Below are 17,515 nucleotides of genomic sequence, written 5' to 3'. Positions count from 1 at the left end.
CATTCCGAACCCGGAAGCTAAGACCCACAGCGCCGATGGTACTGCACCCGGGAGGGTGTGGGAGAGTAGGTCACCGCCGGAACATCATTAAACGGTCGAGGACCCCCAACACAGTTGGGGGTCCTCCCGCATTTAACCCCAAACCACAATGGGAACGTTGGTCCACCCGGCGTCGTTGTGGTTCGGTAGGCTCGATTCGACAGCCCGATAACCGCTTCCGCACAAAGGACTCCTTCATGACCGCACGGACCATTGTCATCACCGGAGCCAGCGACGGCATCGGCGCGTCGGCCGCCCGGTCCCTGAGCAAACAGGGGGAGCGGGTGGTCGTCGTCGGGCGTTCCCCAGAGAAGACCGAGCGGATCGCGACGGAGATCGGCGCGGACTGCTTCGTCAGCGACTTCGCCGAGCTGGCACAGGTGCGCCACCTCGCCGCACAGCTGAAGGAGAAGTACCCGCGGATCGACGTCCTGGTCAACAACGCCGGCGGCATCATGGGCCGGCGCCAGCTCACCGTGGACGGCCACGAGAAGACCTTCCAGATCAACCACCTGGCCCCGTTCCTGCTCACCACCGAGCTACTCGACGTGCTCACGGCCAGCAACGCCACCGTCATCAACACTTCCAGCGCCGCAAACTCGCTCTACGGCAAGCTGGACCTCAACGACCTTGAGGTAGCGAACAAGTACTCCGCCAACCTCGCGTACGGCAACGCCAAGCTGGAAAACATCCTCTTCACCGCGGAGCTGAACAACCGCTACCACGCAGCAGGGATCTCGACCGCAGCCTTCCACCCTGGCGTCGTGGCCACCAACTTCGCCGCCAACACCACCAGCCCGTTCCGCTTCGTGTACCGGAGCTTCCTCAACAGGTTCATGCTGAGCCCTGAACAGGGCGCGGACACTCTCGTGTGGCTCGCCACGGCCACGCCGGGTCAGGACTGGATCTCCGGCGCCTACTACGCGAAGCGCGCGCTGGCTAAGGCCAACAAGCTGGCGTACGACGCGGAAATCGCCAGGGAGCTGTGGGACCGCAGCGAGGCGATGGTGTCACAGGACGTCGACAAGCTGGACTCCCCGGCGTAACGACATCCTGCTCGTAAAGCGTCGCTGTTGGTCCTGCCGGTTCTGAGGGAGCGCCGCATGGGCTACCGTGCGGCGTCGACCTTGTCGATCGCCGTCAGCGCGCTTTCCATGGTCCCGGCCAGTTCACTGGCCGGGGCCGGCTTGGCGAACAGATAGCCCTGCAGGGAGTCGCAGCCGCGCTCCATCAGGTACCGGGCCTGGGCGGGAGTCTCGATGCCCTCGGCTGTGACCTTCAGTCCCAGGTCATGCGCGGCAATGATAATGGTGCCGAAGAACGGCAGGTGTTCCTGGCCTGTCTTGATCATGGCCACAAAGGAGCGGTCGATCTTGACCTTGTCCAGCGGCAGTTCCTTAAGCCGGCCCAGGGACGCGTAGCCCGTGCCGAAATCGTCCATCGCAATCCGCACGCCGGCCGCCCGCAGCTGGCGGAGCTGGCGCAGCACGTCCGAGTCCGACTCAAAGAACACACTCTCGGTCAGTTCCAGCATCAGCTGGCGCGGATCCACGCCGGTGGACGCCAGGATTGCCAGCACGTCCGTGGCGAAGTCGCGGTTCTGGAACTGCAGGCCGGAGACGTTCACCGCGACGCTGTACGCGGCGTCGCCGGCCAGCCAGGGCCGGATTTCGGCGCAGGCCCGGCGCATGACCTCGTCGCCGATCTCGCGGATCAGGCCGCTCTGTTCGGCCACGGGAAGGAATTGGTTGGGCGGGACCAGTCGGCCGTGCCGTTCCCAGCGCGCAAACGCCTCGAACTGCACCACCGCCCCGAGCCCGGGGTTCACCACAGGCTGGTAATGGACCGAGATCTGGCCCAGCTCCACCGCCTGCCGGAGCCCGGCCTGGCCTTCGGCCTTGCTCGCCACGGTGTTCAGCATCTCCGGCCGGAACCGCAGCCAGGCATTCTTGCCCCCGGTCTTCGCCGCCGTCATGGCCGCGTCGGCCTGCCGCAGCAGCTCCGCGCCGTCGAGCGTCCCGGCGGTCCGGGAGGCCAGGCCCATGCTGACGGCGGGCCGGATCGGCGAGCCGCCGGCGCGCACCGGCTCGTACAGGGACTCCCAAATCCGCTTGGCCACCGCGTCGGCGTTGAGGCATTCGGTCAGCAGCACCACGAATTCGTCGCCTCCGATCCGGGCCACCGTGTCGTGCGGCCGGACGCAGTTGCGCAGCCGGCTTGCGACCTCCACCAGGAGCTCGTCCGCGGAGGAACGGCCCAGCATGTCGTTGAGGTTCTTGAAGTCATCCAGGTTCAGCAGCAGCACGTCCACCGGGTCCGGCCGGCGCAGCGCCGCGGCGAGCCGCTCGTTGAAGAGGGTGCCGTTGGGCAGCGACGTCAGCGGATCACGGAGCACCCCGGCCCGCAACTGGTCATCGTGCGCGGCGAAGGCGGCGGGAACGGCCGCGGAGGCAGCAAGCGTCCGACGGCGGTGCGTTGCGGCTTCCTCGGCGGCTCCGGCGCTGCCCTGGCTGGCGGCAGTGCTGGTCCCGGCAGTGCCACTCCCGGCAGCACCACTCCCGGACGGCACATCCGGACGGTGACCGGCGCTGCGGACCGAGAGCGCGACGGACCGCGCGGGCGAGCCGCTACCGGCGTCGGGCGGCAGCAGGGAGCAGGTGATCTCGACCGGGACTTCGGTGCCGTCGGCGCGGCGGCCGGAGCCGGCGAACGGCTGGCCGGAGCGGGGCGCGGACGCGCCGAGGCCGGACAGCACGCCGTGGAAGGGTTCGCGGGAGGCCTCGGCCAGGAGCAGGGATGAATCGGCGCCCAGCAGCTGGGCCCGGGAGTAGCCGAAGAGGTTTTCGGCGGCGGCGTTCAGGAAGGAAATGGACCCGTCCGGAGCGAGCAGCAACAGCGGATCCGGGCTGTGCTCCAGCAGTAGTTGTGCGAGTCCTGGTTCCATGTTTTGCCTGCCCCCCAAGCGACGGATGTGAAGTGGCAGCCAGCGTTGCGGAGAGCAAAGCGGGCTGCGCTCACTGAATCATATGTGGTGCGGGCGCCGTCAGTGATACGCGTCATGCCGTGCCGATTAATGTGTCTTTTCCGGCGGCGGCCGCAGCGTCGCCGGGCGCGTGATGCTACGCGGGCAGCCGGACACCTTCCAGCGCGGCAATGGCGGCGGCCGCGCTGCGGATGCCGCTCTCCCGGCGGGGCCCGGGCTGCGGGCGGGAGAAGAGGAAGCCCTGCAGGGCATCGCAGCCGTGGTCCATCAGGTATCGCGCCTGCTCAGGGGTTTCGATGCCCTCCGCCGTGACCTTCAGGCCCAGGCTGCGGGCCATGTGGATCATGGAGGTCAGGATGGGCAGCTTTTCCGCCCCGGTGCGCAGCATGGAGACGAAGGACTTGTCGATCTTGACGACGTCCACCGGGAGTTCCTGCAGCCGGCCGAGGGAGGAATAGCCGGTGCCGAAATCGTCCAGCGCCACCCGGACCCCGGCCCCGCGCAGGGTCACGAGCTGGGTAATGACCTGGCAGTGGGCGTCGAAGAACACACTCTCCGTTACCTCCAGCACCAGCTGGTGCGGGTCCACACCGCTCCACGCCGCAATATCCAGGACGCGCTCGGCGAAGTCCGGGTGCTGCAGCTGCACGCCGGAGACGTTGACGGCCAGCGACCGGGACGGGTCTTCCGCAAGCCAGGGCTGCAGCTCGGTGCAGCTGCGCCGCAGCACGTCAGCACCGATGTCCCGGATCAGGCCGCTGCGCTCCGCGGTCAGGATGAACTCATCCGGCGGAACCAGCTGGCCTTCCCACTGCCAGCGGGCCAGGGCCTCGAACTGCACGACTTCCAGTTTCTCCGTGGACACGACCGGCTGGTAGTGCACGACGATCTGCCCGAGTTCCACGGCCCGCCGCAGGCCGGCGGTCAGCTGGGTGCGCTCCAGCAGCGCGGCGAGCATCTCCGGGCGGAAATGCACGTAACAGTTCTTGCCCGCCTCCTTGGCCGCGTACATGGCCAGATCGGCCTGCCGCAGCAGCTCGGAGGACGTCATGGTCCCGGAGCCGCGCGAGGCCACGCCCAGGCTCAGGCCCGGCCGCATGAGGGTGCCTTCGATGGAGACCGGGGCATTCAGGGTGGCCACGATCCGCTGGGCCACGGTGTCGGCATCGTTGCAGTCGACCAGCAGGACGACGAACTCGTCCCCGCCAAGGCGTGCCACGGTGCCGTGCGGCCCGACGCACTGCTGCAGCCGGCGGGAGATCTCCACGAGCATTTCATCCCCGGCGTGGTGGCCCAGGACGTCGTTGACTTCCTTGAAGTCGTCCAGGTCCAGCAGCAGCACGTGCACCGGGCCGGGGGTCAGCAGCGCGTCGGCGGCGCGTTCGTTGAAGAGCATCCGGTTGGCCAGCCCTGTCAGGGGATCCTGGAAGGCGAGTTCCTTGAGCTTGTCGGCCTGTTCGGCGAGCTCCTCCATGGCACGGCGGGCCTGGTCCTGGGCGCGCTGCCGCGTGCTGATGTCGCGGAAGTTCCAGATCCGGCCCACGATCACGTCCGCGACCTTCTGCGGACGGGAGTTCAGCTCCACGGTGCGGCCGTCGGTGAACTCCAGCACGTCGTGGCTCTGCCGGGCCCTGTCGGCGTGCAGTTCCGCGACCTTCCGCAGGAAGTATTCCGGATCCAGCAGTTGCTGGGAGATGAACCTGACCAACGCCGTCGGGTCCTCTGCCGCGATCAGCTCCGGCGGCATGCCCCACAATTTGAGGTACTGGTCATTGATACCGGTAATCATGCCTTCGGTGGAGACCACCACGATCCCGTCGGCGGTAGTTTCCAGCGTCGCGTCGAGCAGCGAGACCGCCAGGCGGCGGCCCGAATCGGTGTCCTCCCGGTGGCTGCCGTCCCGGACGGCAACCGCCATCGCCGGGCCGTCGCCGAGCGTTACCAGCGAGCAGGTGATTTCCAGCGGTAGTTCGCTGCCATCCCGACGCCGGCCTGCCGCCGCGAACGGCCGGCGGCCCGCCGCGCTGCCGCGGCCCAGCCGGCCAAACATCCGCAGGAAGCCGCCGCGCTCGTCCTCGGAGAGCAGGATGTTGTGCCCGGCGCCGAGCAGCTGTTCGCGCTGATAGTCAAAGAGCCGCTCCGCTGCAGTGTTCACATACACGATGTTTCCGACCGCGTTCAGCAGCAAGAAGGCATCGGGGCCCTGTTCGAGCAGGCTCTCTTCAATCCCAGTTCCCACGGCGATACCGGCCCCCAAGCGACGGATGGTGTGTTGATGGCTGTCCGGGCCGGGGCCCGGGACAATGCGCTTCCTGCATCATAGGGTCCGTTTCGCCGGTGTCCAGTACCCGGGCACTGGAACGTGCCGCGTCACGGGGCGTTACCCGAGCGTTTCCGCCGCGTCACCGGTGCCCGGCGACCCGATCCCCCCGCAAGGCGGCGAACGCGTTGGCGGACCGGTCGATGGCGGAGGCCAGGGCCGGCTGGGCAACGGCGGCGGAGAACAGGAAGCCCTGCAGCCAATCGCAGTCCAGATTGATCAGGTATTCGGCCTGCGCGGGCGTCTCCACACCCTCGGCCGTGACGGTCAGGCCGAGGCCGTGGGCCATGGCGATCATGCAGCTGAGGATCGGCAGATTCTCCTCGCCGGTGCGGATCATGGAGGTGAAGGACTGATCGATCTTCAGGGTGTCCACGGGCAGCCCCTGGAGCCTGCCCAGCGAGGAGTAGCCGGTACCGAAGTCGTCCAGGGCGACCCGGACGCCCGCCTTGCGCAGGGCTGTGAGCTGCTGGATGACGTGGTAGTCGTCGTCGAAGAAGACGCTTTCGGTGACTTCCAGGACCAGCTGGCGCGGATCCACGCCGGCGGACCGCGCGACGGCCTGCACCAGCTCCGCGAAGTCCCCATGCTGCAGCTGCACCCCGGAGACGTTGACGGCCAGTGCGCGGGAGGAGTCCTCCGCGAGCCAGGGTTTCAACTCGGTGCAGCCCTTCAGCAGCACCTCGGTGCCGATCTCGACGATAAGGCCGCTGCGCTCCGCCGCCGGGATGAACTGCTCGGGCGGGACGGTTTCGCCGTCGCGCACCCAGCGGGCCAGCGCCTCAACCTTGACGACGACGCCGAGCCGGGACGAGACGATCGGCTGGTAGTGCACGGCGATCTGGCCGGCGTCCACGGCCACCCGCAGCCCGGCCTCCAGCTCGGTGCGTTCCACGAGCGACTTCATCATCTCCGGCCGGAACCGCAGGTACCTGTTCTTCCCGGCAGTTTTCGCCGCGTACATCGCGACGTCGGCGCGGCGCAGCAGCTCGGAGGCGTCCACGACGTCCTCGTGGATGGACGCCAGTCCCAGGCTCAGGCTCGGGCGCAGCATGGTCCCCTCGAGCCAGAGCGGCACCCGCAGGGAGTCGACGATCCGCTCGGCCACTGCCTCGGGGTCCAGCGAGCCGACCAGCAGCACCACGAATTCGTCACCGCCCAGGCGTGCTACAACGTCGTTGGGGCGGACACACTCGCGCAGCCGCCGGCCGACCTCGATCAGCATCTGGTCGCCGGCGTGGTGGCCCAGGATGTCGTTGACCTCCTTGAAGTCGTCCAGATCCAGGAGGAGGACGTCGACGGCGGTCCCGTACGGCCCGCGCAACGCTGCCGCGAGGTGGTCGTTGAAGAGCTGGCGGTTGGACAGGCCGGTCAGCGGGTCCTGGAACGCGAGGGCCTTGAGCTGCGCGGCCTGCTCGGCGAGGTCGGCCATGGCTTGGGTGATCTTGTCCTGCGCGGTCCGGGCCGGCGTGACGTCCCGGAAACTCCAGACGCGCCCGACCACCCGGTCCGCGACTTTCTGCGGGCGGGAGTAGCGCTCGAACGTCCGGCCGTCGCGGAAGTCCAGGACATCGTGGCTTTCCGCGGTGGGATCGGCGTAGAGCGCGGTGACCTTCTCCATGAACTGCGCGGGATCCGCCAGCTGGTCCACGACGAAGCCAAGGACGGCGTCGTCGTTTTGGGTGGACAGGAGTTCCCGCGGGATGCCCCACATGGAGACGAACTGGTTGTTGACACTGGCGATCCGGCCGTCCCCGCCGACCACCAGAATGCCGTCGGCCGTGGATTCCAGCGTGGCGCTGAGCAGGGACATGGCTTCCCGGAGTCCCGCATCCGCGACAAGCCGGTGGGACGTGTCCCGGACGGCGACGGCCATGCTGATGGGCGCGTCGGCGTTGTCCTCCGCCAGCAGCGAGCAGGCTACTTCGCCCTGGAATTCGGTGCCGTCCCGGCGGACACCGTAGGCCTCGACCGGGGGGAAGGCGGGGGCGGCGGGGGCTGCCGTGGCGGCGGCGGTGGCCGGGCCGGCGTCAGCGTCCTTGCGGAGGGCGAAGAAGATGCGCTGCAGGCCGCTGCGGAAGCCTTCGGCGAGGAGCATCCGGTGGTCCTGGCCCAGGAGCTCGTCGCGGGAGTAGCCGAACATGCGCTCGGTGGCGGCGTTGACGAAGCGGATGGTTCCGTCCTCGGTGATCACCAGGATGGCGTCGGGGCTGGATTCCAGCACCGCCTCGACGGCTGGGGCAGGGTGCGGCGAAGCCCTCACGCGGCCCACTGCCGTGAAAATATGAGACCACCGGTATGCCATTGATCAAGCCCTCCCCTCAGGAAATCATAGGGGTCCCGCCGCCGGCCCGCGTCCAAGCCGGGGGTGCGGCGTTTTGGGGGCCCCGGTTTCGGATGCCGGGTTTTTGCGGCGATGGCGGGTCAGGCGGGCCGGTATCCCGCGGGGCTCAGGCGGGCCGGGCCGGGGTTCGTTGGGCCGGTGCTGGTGGTCTTGGGACCGGTGGCCGTCGCACGGGCTGCGCGGCCCAGGCCGCGGACCGTCCAGCCCTCCGCCTCCCAGACGGCCGCGTCGAGGACGTTCCGGGCATCCAGCAGCGTCCGTCGCCGGACCAGGGTCCCGGCGTCGGCGGGTGAAAGCGAGGCGTACTCGTCCCACTCGGTGAGCAGCAGCACGAGTTCCGCCCCTTCCAGCGACTGGGACGTGGACGGCTCGAAGCGCAGCTGCGGGTAGCGCAGCCAGGCGTTGTTGATCGCGGCAGGGTCGGTCACCGTGACATGGGCGCCGGCCGCCGCCAGCTGCAGGGCGACGTCCAGGGCAGGGGAGTCCCGGATGTCGTCCGTGTCCGGCTTGAAGGCCGCGCCGAGCACCGTGAGCCGGCGGCCGTCGAGCTGGCCGCCGCACAGTTCCCGGGCCAGCCCGACCGTGCGGGATCGCTGGTCCCGGTTGATGGAATCCACGACGTCCATCCACTGGTCCACGGAATCCACCCCCAGCCCCGCGGCCTGGACCCGGAGGGAGCGGATGTCCTTGGGCAGGCAGCCGCCGCCGAACCCCAGACCGGCATGGAGGTACCGGCTGCCGATCCGCGGATCGAGGCCCATGGCCGCGCCCAGCTGTTTCACGTCGGCGCCCGTGGCGTCGCATAGCTCGGCCATGGCGTTGATGAAACTGAGTTTCGTGGCAAGGTACGCGTTCGACGCCGACTTGATCAGTTCCGCTGTGGCGAAGTTGCAGACCAGCCGCGGAATCCCGGCGGCCAGCAGGGGCGCGTAGACGGCGTCGAGGGCTGCGGTGATCGCGGTGCCGTCCTCCGGGACGCCGTAGACCAGGCGGTCCGGGACCAGGGAGTCCTTGACCGCGGTGCCCTGGCGCAGGAATTCGGGGTTCCAGCCCAGGAGCACGTCCGGCCGGGGGGACAACACGCCGCTGAGCATGTCCACTGTTCCGACCGGGACGGTGGACTTGCCCACGACGGCGGCGCCGTCGGCCAGGTGCGGGAGCAGCGCCTCCGTGGCGGCGACGAGGTAACTGAGGTCGGCGCCGTCGGAGGTCTTCGACTGCGGTGTGCCCACGCAGAGGAAATGCAGCTGCGCGCAGGCGGCGTCGGAGAATTCCGTGGAGAAGCTGAGCCGGCCGGAGGCGATGCCGTCGCGCAGGAGCTCGTCCAGTCCCGGCTCGAAGAACGGCGCCGCACCGCGGCCCAGCTGGTCCACCTTGGCGGCGTCGACGTCGATCCCGACCACGCTGTGGCCCATCGAGGCGAGGGTGGCCGCGTGCACGGCTCCGAGGTAACCGCAGCCGATCACGGAAATTCTCACAGGGCGACTCCTTGGGGATTGGTACTGGCTGTAGGGCTTGTCGGGGGCATGTCGGCGGCGAGGACCGCCTGGTAGTGCTGGACCAGCTCGGCACCCAGGGCGGACCACGTCCGTCCCTGGACCGAAGCGTGGGCGGCTGCCGCGAACGCGCGGCGCTTGGCGTCGTCGCCCATCAGGTCCATGACGTGGGACCGCAGCGCGCCGAGGTCGCCCGGCTCATACAGCCAGCCGGTGCGGGAGTTCTCGACGAGGTCCAGCGGGCCGCCGCGGCCCGTGGCGACCACCGGCACGCCCGAGGCCATCGCCTCCTGGATGGTCTGGCAGAAGGTCTCGAACTCGCCGGGGTGCACAAAGAGATCGAAGGACGCCACCGCGCGGGCCAGCTCCTCGCCGCCGAGGAACCCGGTGAAGGCCGCGTCCGGCAGGGCGTCCTGGAGGGCATGCCGCTGCGGCCCGTCGCCCACAATCACCAGCCGGGTTCCGGGAACATCGGCCAGCACGGCGAGGTCCTGCACCTGCTTTTCGACCGCGAGCCGGCCCACGTAGCCGATGATGCGCTCGCCGGCCGGGGCGACGGCGGCCCGCCACCCGGCGTCGCGCTTCTCCGGGGAGAACCGCTGGGTGTCCACGCCGCGGCGCCACATCTCGACCCGCGGAATGCCGCGGCCGCGGAGCTGGTTCAGCGCGAAGCTGGAGGGGGCGAGGGTCCGGGATGCCAGCAGGTGGATGTTCTCCACCCGGTTCCAGGCCCAGTTCTCCAGGAAGGGCACGCCGTACCGCCCGGCGTAGGCGGGGACCTCGGTCTGGTAGATGGCTATGGTGGGGATCCCCAGCTGGTGGGCGGCCTGTGCCGCGCGCCAGCCGAGCACGAACGGCGACGCCAGGTGGACCACGTCCGGTGCATAGTCGGCAAGGATTCGCTTGACCCGATAGACACCGCCCATCGCCACTCGAACGTTCGCGTAGCCGGCCAGCGGAACCGAGGGCAGCCGGTGGACATGCGCCCCGGAGACCTCGGTGGGGGCCTCCGTGTCCTGCGTGGACGGCGCGATCACGAGCACCTCGTCTCCGCGCTCCTGCAGATGCTCCAGGACCCGCAGGATCGAGTGGGTTACCCCATTCATGAGCGGCAGGAATGACTCGGCGACAATTGCGATCCTCACCCCTCCACAGTGCGGGGGCAGGCTTTCTGCGCGGGGGTGGGCGTATGGCGGGGGAGGGAAGAGTGGGTTAACGGGGTGTGGTTGGGGCGGGGATGCGGGGCGGGACGGGGATGCGTGGCGCCCCTGGGGCACCCCGTCCGCTGGACATGCCCTCCTGCCGGGCCAGGGCCTGGACATAATGCCTATGTGCGCTCTCGTTGCCACGAAGAATGAGCATGTCCACCGGGCAGGTCCGCGGCGCAAGGCTGGTTTGGGCTCGGGCCACCCCGTCCGCTGGACATGCCCTCCTGCCGGGCCAGGGCCTGGACATAATGCCTATGTGCGCTCTCGTTGCCACGAAGAATGAGCATGTCCACCGGGGGCAGGTCCGGCTGCACGCCCGGGAGCCGCGCGATTTACCCGAGATGGCCGCCAAGTCGAGGCCTCGGAGCGTCCCTGGAAGGCGGACAACCCGCCGAGTGTGCCGTACTCCGTGTGGCGCTTCTATCCGCGGGTGTCCTTCCTCAGGACCTCCGGCAGCTCATCAACGTAAACGGTTTGTGGCGGCTCGTAGTAGATGACCAGCACTTCCTCACCCACCGCGAAGACGCTGGCCTTGTCGAACGGGTGGGCGTGGAAGGCGCTTGTTCCGCCACGGAACGGCAGCATCACTTCGCCGATGGTGCCCGGCGCGATGCGTCCGGTCACCCGTCCGATCCTGCCGGTGAGGCTGCGGTCAACGTCCCTGTGCATCATGCATCCGGAGCTTTCGCGGGCCCCTTTGAATCATCCCGGCCGTTCCTAAGAGCGGACCTGAGAGCGGGGAGGTAGTCGCCCACCTGGGCCAGGATTCCGCCGATCATGCGGTTGATGCCCTCGCCGCCGTTGAGGACGGTGAGTTGTCCGACGTGGGCGAACGGTTCCGCTGCTGCCGCGATGATGGCCGGCATGTTTTCCGCCAGCTGCTGCGAAATAACAGCCTCCTGGTTCGTGCCGAGGGCCTCGGCGCGTGCCTTGATGCCGTCCGCCTCGGCCAGCGCCTTGGCCTTGATCGCCGAGGCAGCAGCATCGCCGCGGGCCTTCGTGGCCGCCGCCTCCGCCTCACCGGTAACCCGGGTGGCCCCGGCCGCAGCTGCCGCCGCCGTGGCATTGGCGTTGGCCTGCAGTTCCGTGCGCCTGGCATTGACCTCAGCTTCGAGCTCCGTGCGCCGGGCCAGGGCCTCGGCGGCGCTGATATCGGCGGACTTCTGGCCCTCGGCATCGGTGCGCTTGGCATAGGCCTTGGCATCGGCGGGCTTGCGGACGGTGGTCTGCAATTTCTGTTCCTCCCGGTCCGCCTCAAGCTTGGCCACCTCAGTCTCCTGGACCACCACCTGCTGGCGGGCCGTCGCATCGGCGAGGGGGCCGGCCTGGGCGGCGTGAGCCTTGGCCCGTTCGGCGTTGGCCTGCGCTTCGGATTGCCGGATGGCTGAGATGCTCCGGGCGTCCGCGATCAGTGCCTCCGCTTCGGCTTCCTTTTCGGCCGCCTCACGGTTCCTGGTGGCCTCGGCGATGCGCGCCTCCATCTTGACCAGGGCGATGTGCGGTTTGGCGATGTTCTCGATGTAGCCGGTGGGATCCTGCAGGTCCTTGATCTGGAGCGAATCGACCACCAACCCGAGCTTTTCCATTTCAACACCGCTGGCGCTGCGGACCTGTGATCCGAGCTTGTCGCGCTCGCGGATGATTTCTTCCATGGTCATGCTGCCGATGATGGAACGCAGGTGCCCCTCGAAAACGTTGTAGACCTGGCTTTCCATTTTCGGCTGCTGGCCGAGGAAGCGCCGCGCGGCGTTGGCGATAAACGGAGGGGCGTCCCCGATCTTGTAGATGACGACACCTTCGACGATCACCTGGATGCCCTGCGACGTCACACAGGAGACTTTGAGCTCGGTTTCATTGAGGGTCAGGGACAGGGTCCTGACGGTCTGCAGCCCGGGAAACACAAGCGCGCCCTTGCCGGTGACAATCTTGAAGTCCATTCCCTCCCTGGTCTCCAGGGTTCCCCGCGTCAGCCCCGAGATGATGAGGGCCTCATTGGGCTCAGCCACCTTCCACATCAGTTTTGTGGTCAGCCAAATAACGGCGATGACAATGGCCGCGCCGATGAGAGTGGCAAATAGCGGGAAGAATACTGAAAAATCCGGCATACCAGGTCCTTTCACGATGCTGGAAAAGGTGTTGCGGCACGGCCCCAACCGCTCCGCCGAAAGAACCCGGCCGGACGTGAATGCGGAAGTGCGGGGCCGCCAACCCAGCTGATGTAGACAGTCTTAGGCGCTCCGCGACCTAAAGTCCAGCGATTGGATGATGCGGGGACGAAAGCCCCTGTAGCGGCACTCGCGGCCGTGAAATGGTGGGGAGGGGCCGTGGTGCTGCTCAGGGGAGGGATTCGCGATGCGCGGCGTATCCGGAACGATGATCGGCGTCGCCTGGGACATTTGGCGGGCTGAGCGCGGCGGCCCGGAAGGGATCGCCCGCCGGCAGCGGGCCCGGCTGGCGGACCTCGTGGAGTTTGCCCGGTCAGCTTCGCCCTACTACCGCCGCTTGTACCGGGACGTGCCGGACGACATCACGGATCCGCGTCAGCTTCCCCGGGCGGGCAAACGGGAACTGATGGAGAACTTCGACGACTGGGTGAAGGACCCACACATCACCCTGGCGAGGCTGGAGTCGGAATTGCTCTCTGACCTCTCCCAGCTTGGGAGGTCCTACCGCGGGAAATACCTGGTGGTGACCACGTCCGGCACCACCGGGGAGCCGGCCATCCTGGTTCACGACCGGTTCTCGTGGGTCGTGGTCAACCTGGTGGTGCGGGTTCGCGAGCGTAGGACTCTGGTCCGGGCTGCGGATCCGCCCAGTCCTGGCCATCAGCTCCGGCGAAAACCTGTCCGCCGCTGGTCGCGCCACCATCGAAGCGCAGCTCGGTTGCAGGGTGACCGAACGCTATCTTTCCTCGGAAGTCCCGGCCCTGACCAGCCAGTGCCGGAATGGTAGCTTCCACGTCAACACTGACTGGTACATCCTCGAGCCGGTGGACGCGGACTACCAGCCGGTCCCGGCCGGCGCCACCTCCCACACGGTGCTGGTCACCAACCTGGCCAACCGGGTGCAGCCCATCATCCGCTACGAGCTCGGCGACCGGGTCACGCTGGCAACATCTCCGTGCCGCTGCGGCAGTCCTTTTCCTGCAGTGAAAATCGAAGGCCGTTCCGGAGACGTGCTGGTCTTCGGGGCGCCCGGCGGCGGCACGGTCACCGTCCTGCCGCTGGCACTGGGCACGGTGATCGAGGAGACCGCCGGAGTACGCCGGTTCCAGGCGATCCGGACCGGCCCGGCGGGCTTGTGCCTGCGGCTGGAGGTCGCGCCGGACGCCGACAGGGCACATGTGCGGACAGCAGTCGAGGAGCGACTGGGCAGCTTCTTCGCCGCCCAAGGGACTGGAGCGGTTGCCATCGAACATGCCGATGAGCCTCCCCAGCCCGACCGCAGCGGCAAGTTCCGTCAGGTCTGGTCCGCTTGAGCGCGCACCGCTGCCGGGACGCCGCGGTGATGGAGGCCCAGGTTAAACGGCTATGCCGGTGCGGGCCAACTACGGTCCCAGGAGCTCCCGCGCTTGCCGCTGGGCTTCGAGCTGTTCTACGGTGACGATGGAGCCGCGGAGGAACCCGGCGTCGGCGATCATCCGGCGTAACTCGGCCACGGTCCGCGGAGTGCTCACCCCCTGGTGGGCCATGGCGTGGCAGTTGGCGCAGAGCGGGACGAGGTCCGTAATGGGGTCGAGTTCGTAGCTGCTGCCGAGCAGGGATACCGGGACGAGATGGTGCACCGGGATGAAGTCCGCGCCGATCCCGCCGTACTTCTGTTCGAAGGAGAACCCGCAGGCCGCGCAATTGGTGCCGTGGTGCGCGATGCAGGCCCGCCGCGCGTCGGAGTCCCGTTCGAAGCGGTTCACCTCGACCCGCGTTACCGCGTCCTGCGGGTAGGTGCCGGGAACGGGCTGGGTGGGGTCCGGGCCGGGCTGGGGTCCGAAATCGCGCCACAGGGCCCTGATCGTCGCTTCATCGGCCGGTTCCACGATCAGCTCGGAGACATCATCGGCACCCCACGCGATCCCGGGCAGGGTATCCTCGAGAACCTCGACGGCGATCTGCTCCCCGGGCGGCAGGAGGGCGTCGAACGCCACCTGCACCAGCATCCTGGCCGGGCCCGGGGTGCCGTCGCTGGCAACGGGCGAGTCGGATCCGGGCAGCGAGGCCACGTCCGAGGCCACGACGCCGTGGCCGACCAGTCCCCGGCCATGGTCGCCCTGCAGGAGCAGCCAGGCGTCGGTTCCCGCGGGGACAGCCGTGTGGCGGCCCACGCTCCACGGGTGAAGCGACAGCCCGGTCCCGGCGACGCGCCCGAAAGCGTCCGTGTAGGTCCAGTCATTCCAGTGGTCCGGGTTCCAGCCCAGGATGATGGCGGTCATCTGGCCATTCTCGCAGGAGTGGTACGCGCGAGTGGAAGCCTGCGGTTCGGCCATTGGACGCAAGTGGCCGCTAATCGGGGGTGAATAGCGGCCACTTGTGGTGACTGGCCGCTAATCGGGGGTGAATAGCGGCCACTTGTGGTGAATGGGCGCGGCGGGCGCGGCGATAGGCGACATCAGCGGCCGGCGGATGCCCCTGCGGTCAGTCGGCACAGCCGGCCGTAACGGTCCGCAAGTTCCTCGGGCGTGAGCTCGCCGTCGATCCGGTACCACTGGGCCACGCCGGTGCACATGGTGGTGATGGCCCGGCTGGTCTCGCGCGGGTGCGGGGCATCCAAGATCCCGGCGGCCACGCCGTCGTCAATGATTCCGCTCAGCAGGGCCTGCTGGCGGTCGCGGGCCGCAATGTGCTCGGCCCGTGCCGTTCCTTCGAGGCTGCGGATCTCGCTGAGCGCGATGAAGGCGAGTTCGCCCCGGTGCGCGTGGAACAGCGTGAGGCAGCGGATCAGCCGGTCGAACCGGTCGAGCACTGACTGCGGGCCGTCGGCGAGGGCTGCCGTGCTCCGGCTCCAGAGCTCGCGCATGGCTTCGGCATCGAGGGCCACCAGCAGTGCCTGCTTGGACGGGAAATGGTGGTAGAGGCCCGGGACTGACAAGCCTGCCCGGGTGGCAACCTGGCGGATCGTCGTCCCGTGGTAGCCGTTTTCCATGAAGCATGCCAGGGCTGCTGCCAGGGCCGGACGGAGCGCCGGGGGAGAGAAATCCTGCCACCCTCCGCCTGCGCCCGCCTGCCCCGGAAGACCTGTACCCGTTGCCCCGGCCGACGCCGTTGAATGCGTGAGACCCTGTCCGCCCATATCCCCGTGACCCCTTGCCGTAGTTGTGTATCTACACTATATTCGATGAGACCGAGCGAGCGCTCGGTAAAGTAGTCCAAGTCACAAAAAGCTCACTGTCCTCTGTTCAACGAAGAAGAGACTTATCGCCGTGAACGAAACCGTAGCCCGCCCCTGGACCGCCCTGTATCCCGACGGCGTCCGGCCCCTCATCGAGCAGGCCGCCCGGACCACCGCCGCCCGGACGATTAACGAAGCGTGGGCCCAACGGGTCAGCGGTGCACCGGACGCCACCGCGGTCACCTACTTCGACCAGTCGCTGTCCGCGTCCGACGTCGACGCGCTCACCGACGCACTCGGCGTCGAACTTCAACAGCGCGGCGTCGGGCCGGGGAGTGCCGTCGGCATCTACCTGCAGAACATCCCCCAGTTCGCCCTGTCCATGCTGGCGATCTGGAAGGCCGGCGGGACGGCACTGATGCTGAACCCGATGTACAAGGGAAGAGAGCTCCGCAACATCATCGACGACTCGGGCGCCGTCGGGATTGTGTGCCTCGACAGCGAACTTGACGCCGTGACCGGGACGCTCCGCGGCAGCAGCGTCGACTGGGCGATCACCACCTCGGACCTGGACTTCCAGGGCGAGGACGATCCGCGGGTCTTCGGTTCCCCGGACCCGAGGGTCTCCCCGGACCCGAGGGTCTCCCCGGACCGGCAGCAGTGCACGGACGAGGACCTGCGTTCGATCCTCCAGCGGCGCTCCGGCCAGGTTCCGGTCCCGCCGCCGCTCACCGGGGACAGCGTGGCGCTGCTGACCTACACCTCGGGAACCACCGGCCCCGCGAAGGGTGCCCTGGGAACCCACCGGAACGTGCTGACCGTGGCAACGGGCTACGCGCAATGGCAGGATCTCGCGCCGGGGGACGTCGTGCTCGCCGTCGCGCCGCTCTTCCACATCACGGGTGCGGTGGCCACCGCGGTGACCGCCCTCATCCATCCCGTGAACCTGGTCTTCATCAACCGGGTCCGGCCGGAAATTATCCTCGAGTCCTTCAGCAGGCACGGCGTGACCCATGTGATCGGGTCCATCACGGTCTTCAATGCGCTCCTGGACCTGGCCCACGCGACGGCCGCGGAGTTCGCGACGCTCAAGTACATCTACTCCGGCGGAGCGCCAATCCCGCCGGCCACGGTTGCAACCTTCCAGGCACGCTTCGGCCAGTACATCCACAACGTGTACGGCATGACCGAGACGGCCTCTGCCGTGATCGCCGTGCCGCCGGGCGCGGTGGCACCGGTCGACGCCGGCAGCGGGACGCTCGCCATCGGCGTTCCGCTGCCGAACCTCATGGCCCGCGTCATTGGGCTGGACGGCGAACCGGTTCCGCCCGGATGGCCGGGGGAGCTGGAGCTCAGCGGGCCGCAGGTGACCCCGGGCTACCTGAACAAGCCGGCAGAAACTGCGGCAGCGATTCCCGGCGGCCGGCTGCGCACCGGGGACGTCGCCATCATGGACGCGGGCGGCTGGATCTACCTCGTGGACCGGATGAAGGACCAGATCAACGTTTCCGGCTACAAAGTGTGGCCCCGGGAAGTCGAAGACACCCTCTACGAGCACCCGGCAGTCCTCGAAGCCGCCGTCGTCGGCCAGCCCGACAGCTACAGCGGCGAGGCGGTGGTTGCCTACGTCTCGCTGAAGGCCGGCGCGCACGCCACGGACGCCGAGCTGATTTCCTTCGCCAAAGAGCGGCTGGCCGCCTACAAGTACCCCCGCCGGCTCTACATCCTGAACGATCTACCCAAAACACACACCGGCAAGATCCAGCGGCGGGAACTCCGCGGCCTGAACCTGAAGGACTGAAC

13 protein-coding genes and 1 rRNA gene are annotated in these 17,515 nt (G+C 68.3%); 5 read left to right on the top strand and 9 right to left on the bottom strand.

What is annotated here, in order from left to right; translation table 11 throughout:
• Positions 1 to 82: ribosomal RNA gene (gene rrf / locus ACZY0Y_RS02160) — 5S ribosomal RNA — on the top strand; the annotation flags it as partial.
• A gap of 154 nt (positions 83 to 236) precedes the next feature.
• On the top strand, positions 237 to 1,085 hold the full coding sequence (locus ACZY0Y_RS02155; RefSeq protein WP_463882873.1) for an SDR family NAD(P)-dependent oxidoreductase: 849 nt from the start codon (positions 237 to 239) through the stop codon (positions 1,083 to 1,085).
• A 62-nt stretch (positions 1,086 to 1,147) separates the two neighbouring features.
• Here ACZY0Y_RS02155 and ACZY0Y_RS02150 read toward each other — a convergent pair whose 3' ends face one another.
• The 7 genes from ACZY0Y_RS02150 to ACZY0Y_RS02120 form a co-directional block, all read right to left on the bottom strand.
• The gene (locus ACZY0Y_RS02150; protein ID WP_463956621.1) at positions 1,148 to 2,983 is read right to left on the bottom strand and encodes a putative bifunctional diguanylate cyclase/phosphodiesterase; all 1,836 of its coding nucleotides are present in this window, start codon (positions 2,981 to 2,983) and stop codon (positions 1,148 to 1,150) included.
• Positions 2,984 to 3,158: 175 nt separating this feature from the next.
• On the bottom strand, positions 3,159 to 5,261 hold the full coding sequence (locus tag ACZY0Y_RS02145; RefSeq protein WP_463882869.1) for a putative bifunctional diguanylate cyclase/phosphodiesterase: 2,103 nt from the start codon (positions 5,259 to 5,261) through the stop codon (positions 3,159 to 3,161).
• A 163-nt stretch (positions 5,262 to 5,424) separates the two neighbouring features.
• Positions 5,425 to 7,647, bottom strand: coding sequence for an EAL domain-containing protein (locus ACZY0Y_RS02140; RefSeq protein ID WP_463956619.1), 2,223 nt, complete (start codon positions 7,645 to 7,647; stop codon positions 5,425 to 5,427).
• A gap of 119 nt (positions 7,648 to 7,766) precedes the next feature.
• Complete coding sequence (locus ACZY0Y_RS02135) at positions 7,767 to 9,164, bottom strand: UDP-glucose dehydrogenase family protein (RefSeq protein WP_463882865.1); 1,398 nt, start codon at positions 9,162 to 9,164, stop codon at positions 7,767 to 7,769.
• Positions 9,161 to 10,327 (bottom strand): glycosyltransferase family 4 protein, encoded by a 1,167-nt coding sequence (locus tag ACZY0Y_RS02130; protein WP_463956618.1) that lies wholly within the window; start codon positions 10,325 to 10,327, stop codon positions 9,161 to 9,163. Before ACZY0Y_RS02130 ends, ACZY0Y_RS02135 begins: the two co-directional genes overlap by 4 nt.
• A gap of 483 nt (positions 10,328 to 10,810) precedes the next feature.
• The gene (locus tag ACZY0Y_RS02125; RefSeq protein ID WP_498049656.1) at positions 10,811 to 11,062 is read right to left on the bottom strand and encodes an NfeD C-terminal domain-containing protein; all 252 of its coding nucleotides are present in this window, start codon (positions 11,060 to 11,062) and stop codon (positions 10,811 to 10,813) included.
• On the bottom strand, positions 11,059 to 12,495 hold the full coding sequence (locus ACZY0Y_RS02120) for a flotillin family protein (RefSeq protein WP_463956617.1): 1,437 nt from the start codon (positions 12,493 to 12,495) through the stop codon (positions 11,059 to 11,061). The genes ACZY0Y_RS02125 and ACZY0Y_RS02120 overlap by 4 nt, the downstream gene beginning before the upstream one ends.
• A gap of 247 nt (positions 12,496 to 12,742) precedes the next feature.
• On the opposite strand from ACZY0Y_RS02120, the gene ACZY0Y_RS02115 reads away from it, so the two are divergent.
• Complete coding sequence (locus ACZY0Y_RS02115; RefSeq protein ID WP_463956616.1) at positions 12,743 to 13,342, top strand: phenylacetate--CoA ligase family protein; 600 nt, start codon at positions 12,743 to 12,745, stop codon at positions 13,340 to 13,342.
• Complete coding sequence (locus ACZY0Y_RS02110; protein ID WP_463956615.1) at positions 13,281 to 13,868, top strand: hypothetical protein; 588 nt, start codon at positions 13,281 to 13,283, stop codon at positions 13,866 to 13,868. The genes ACZY0Y_RS02115 and ACZY0Y_RS02110 overlap by 62 nt, the downstream gene beginning before the upstream one ends.
• 69 nt (positions 13,869 to 13,937) lie before the next feature.
• On the opposite strand, the gene ACZY0Y_RS02105 is transcribed toward ACZY0Y_RS02110, so the two are convergent.
• Both ACZY0Y_RS02105 and ACZY0Y_RS02100 read right to left on the bottom strand, forming a co-directional pair.
• Positions 13,938 to 14,816 carry an HNH endonuclease gene (locus ACZY0Y_RS02105; RefSeq protein ID WP_463882858.1) on the bottom strand — a complete coding sequence of 293 codons (879 nt, stop codon included), beginning with the start codon at positions 14,814 to 14,816 and terminating at the stop codon, positions 13,938 to 13,940.
• 176 nt (positions 14,817 to 14,992) lie between these two features.
• Positions 14,993 to 15,538 carry a TetR/AcrR family transcriptional regulator gene (locus tag ACZY0Y_RS02100; RefSeq protein ID WP_463882886.1) on the bottom strand — a complete coding sequence of 182 codons (546 nt, stop codon included), beginning with the start codon at positions 15,536 to 15,538 and terminating at the stop codon, positions 14,993 to 14,995.
• A gap of 265 nt (positions 15,539 to 15,803) precedes the next feature.
• On the opposite strand from ACZY0Y_RS02100, the gene ACZY0Y_RS02095 reads away from it, so the two are divergent.
• Positions 15,804 to 17,513, top strand: a complete 1,710-nt coding sequence (locus tag ACZY0Y_RS02095) for a class I adenylate-forming enzyme family protein (RefSeq protein WP_463956614.1) — start codon at positions 15,804 to 15,806, stop codon at positions 17,511 to 17,513.
• The last annotated feature ends 2 nt before the right edge of the window (positions 17,514 to 17,515 follow it).

Source organism: Pseudarthrobacter kochi, from assembly GCF_055412805.1.
The sequence above is the reverse complement of the archived record's forward strand: the minus strand, read 5'-3'. Positions and strand labels throughout refer to the sequence as shown.

Bases quoted from the DNA above. Each gene is read 5' to 3' on its own strand.
- ACZY0Y_RS02155 (WP_463882873.1), top strand. From the start codon at position 237: ATGACCGCACGGACCATTGTCATCACCGGAGCCAGCGACGGCATCGGC.
- ACZY0Y_RS02150 (WP_463956621.1), bottom strand. From the start codon at position 2,983: ATGGAACCAGGACTCGCACAACTACTGCTGGAGCACAGCCCGGATCCG.
- ACZY0Y_RS02140 (WP_463956619.1), bottom strand. From the start codon at position 7,647: ATGGCATACCGGTGGTCTCATATTTTCACGGCAGTGGGCCGCGTGAGG.
- ACZY0Y_RS02125 (WP_498049656.1), bottom strand. From the start codon at position 11,062: ATGATGCACAGGGACGTTGACCGCAGCCTCACCGGCAGGATCGGACGG.
- ACZY0Y_RS02120 (WP_463956617.1), bottom strand. From the start codon at position 12,495: ATGCCGGATTTTTCAGTATTCTTCCCGCTATTTGCCACTCTCATCGGC.
- ACZY0Y_RS02115 (WP_463956616.1), top strand. From the start codon at position 12,743: ATGCGCGGCGTATCCGGAACGATGATCGGCGTCGCCTGGGACATTTGG.
- ACZY0Y_RS02105 (WP_463882858.1), bottom strand. From the start codon at position 14,816: ATGACCGCCATCATCCTGGGCTGGAACCCGGACCACTGGAATGACTGG.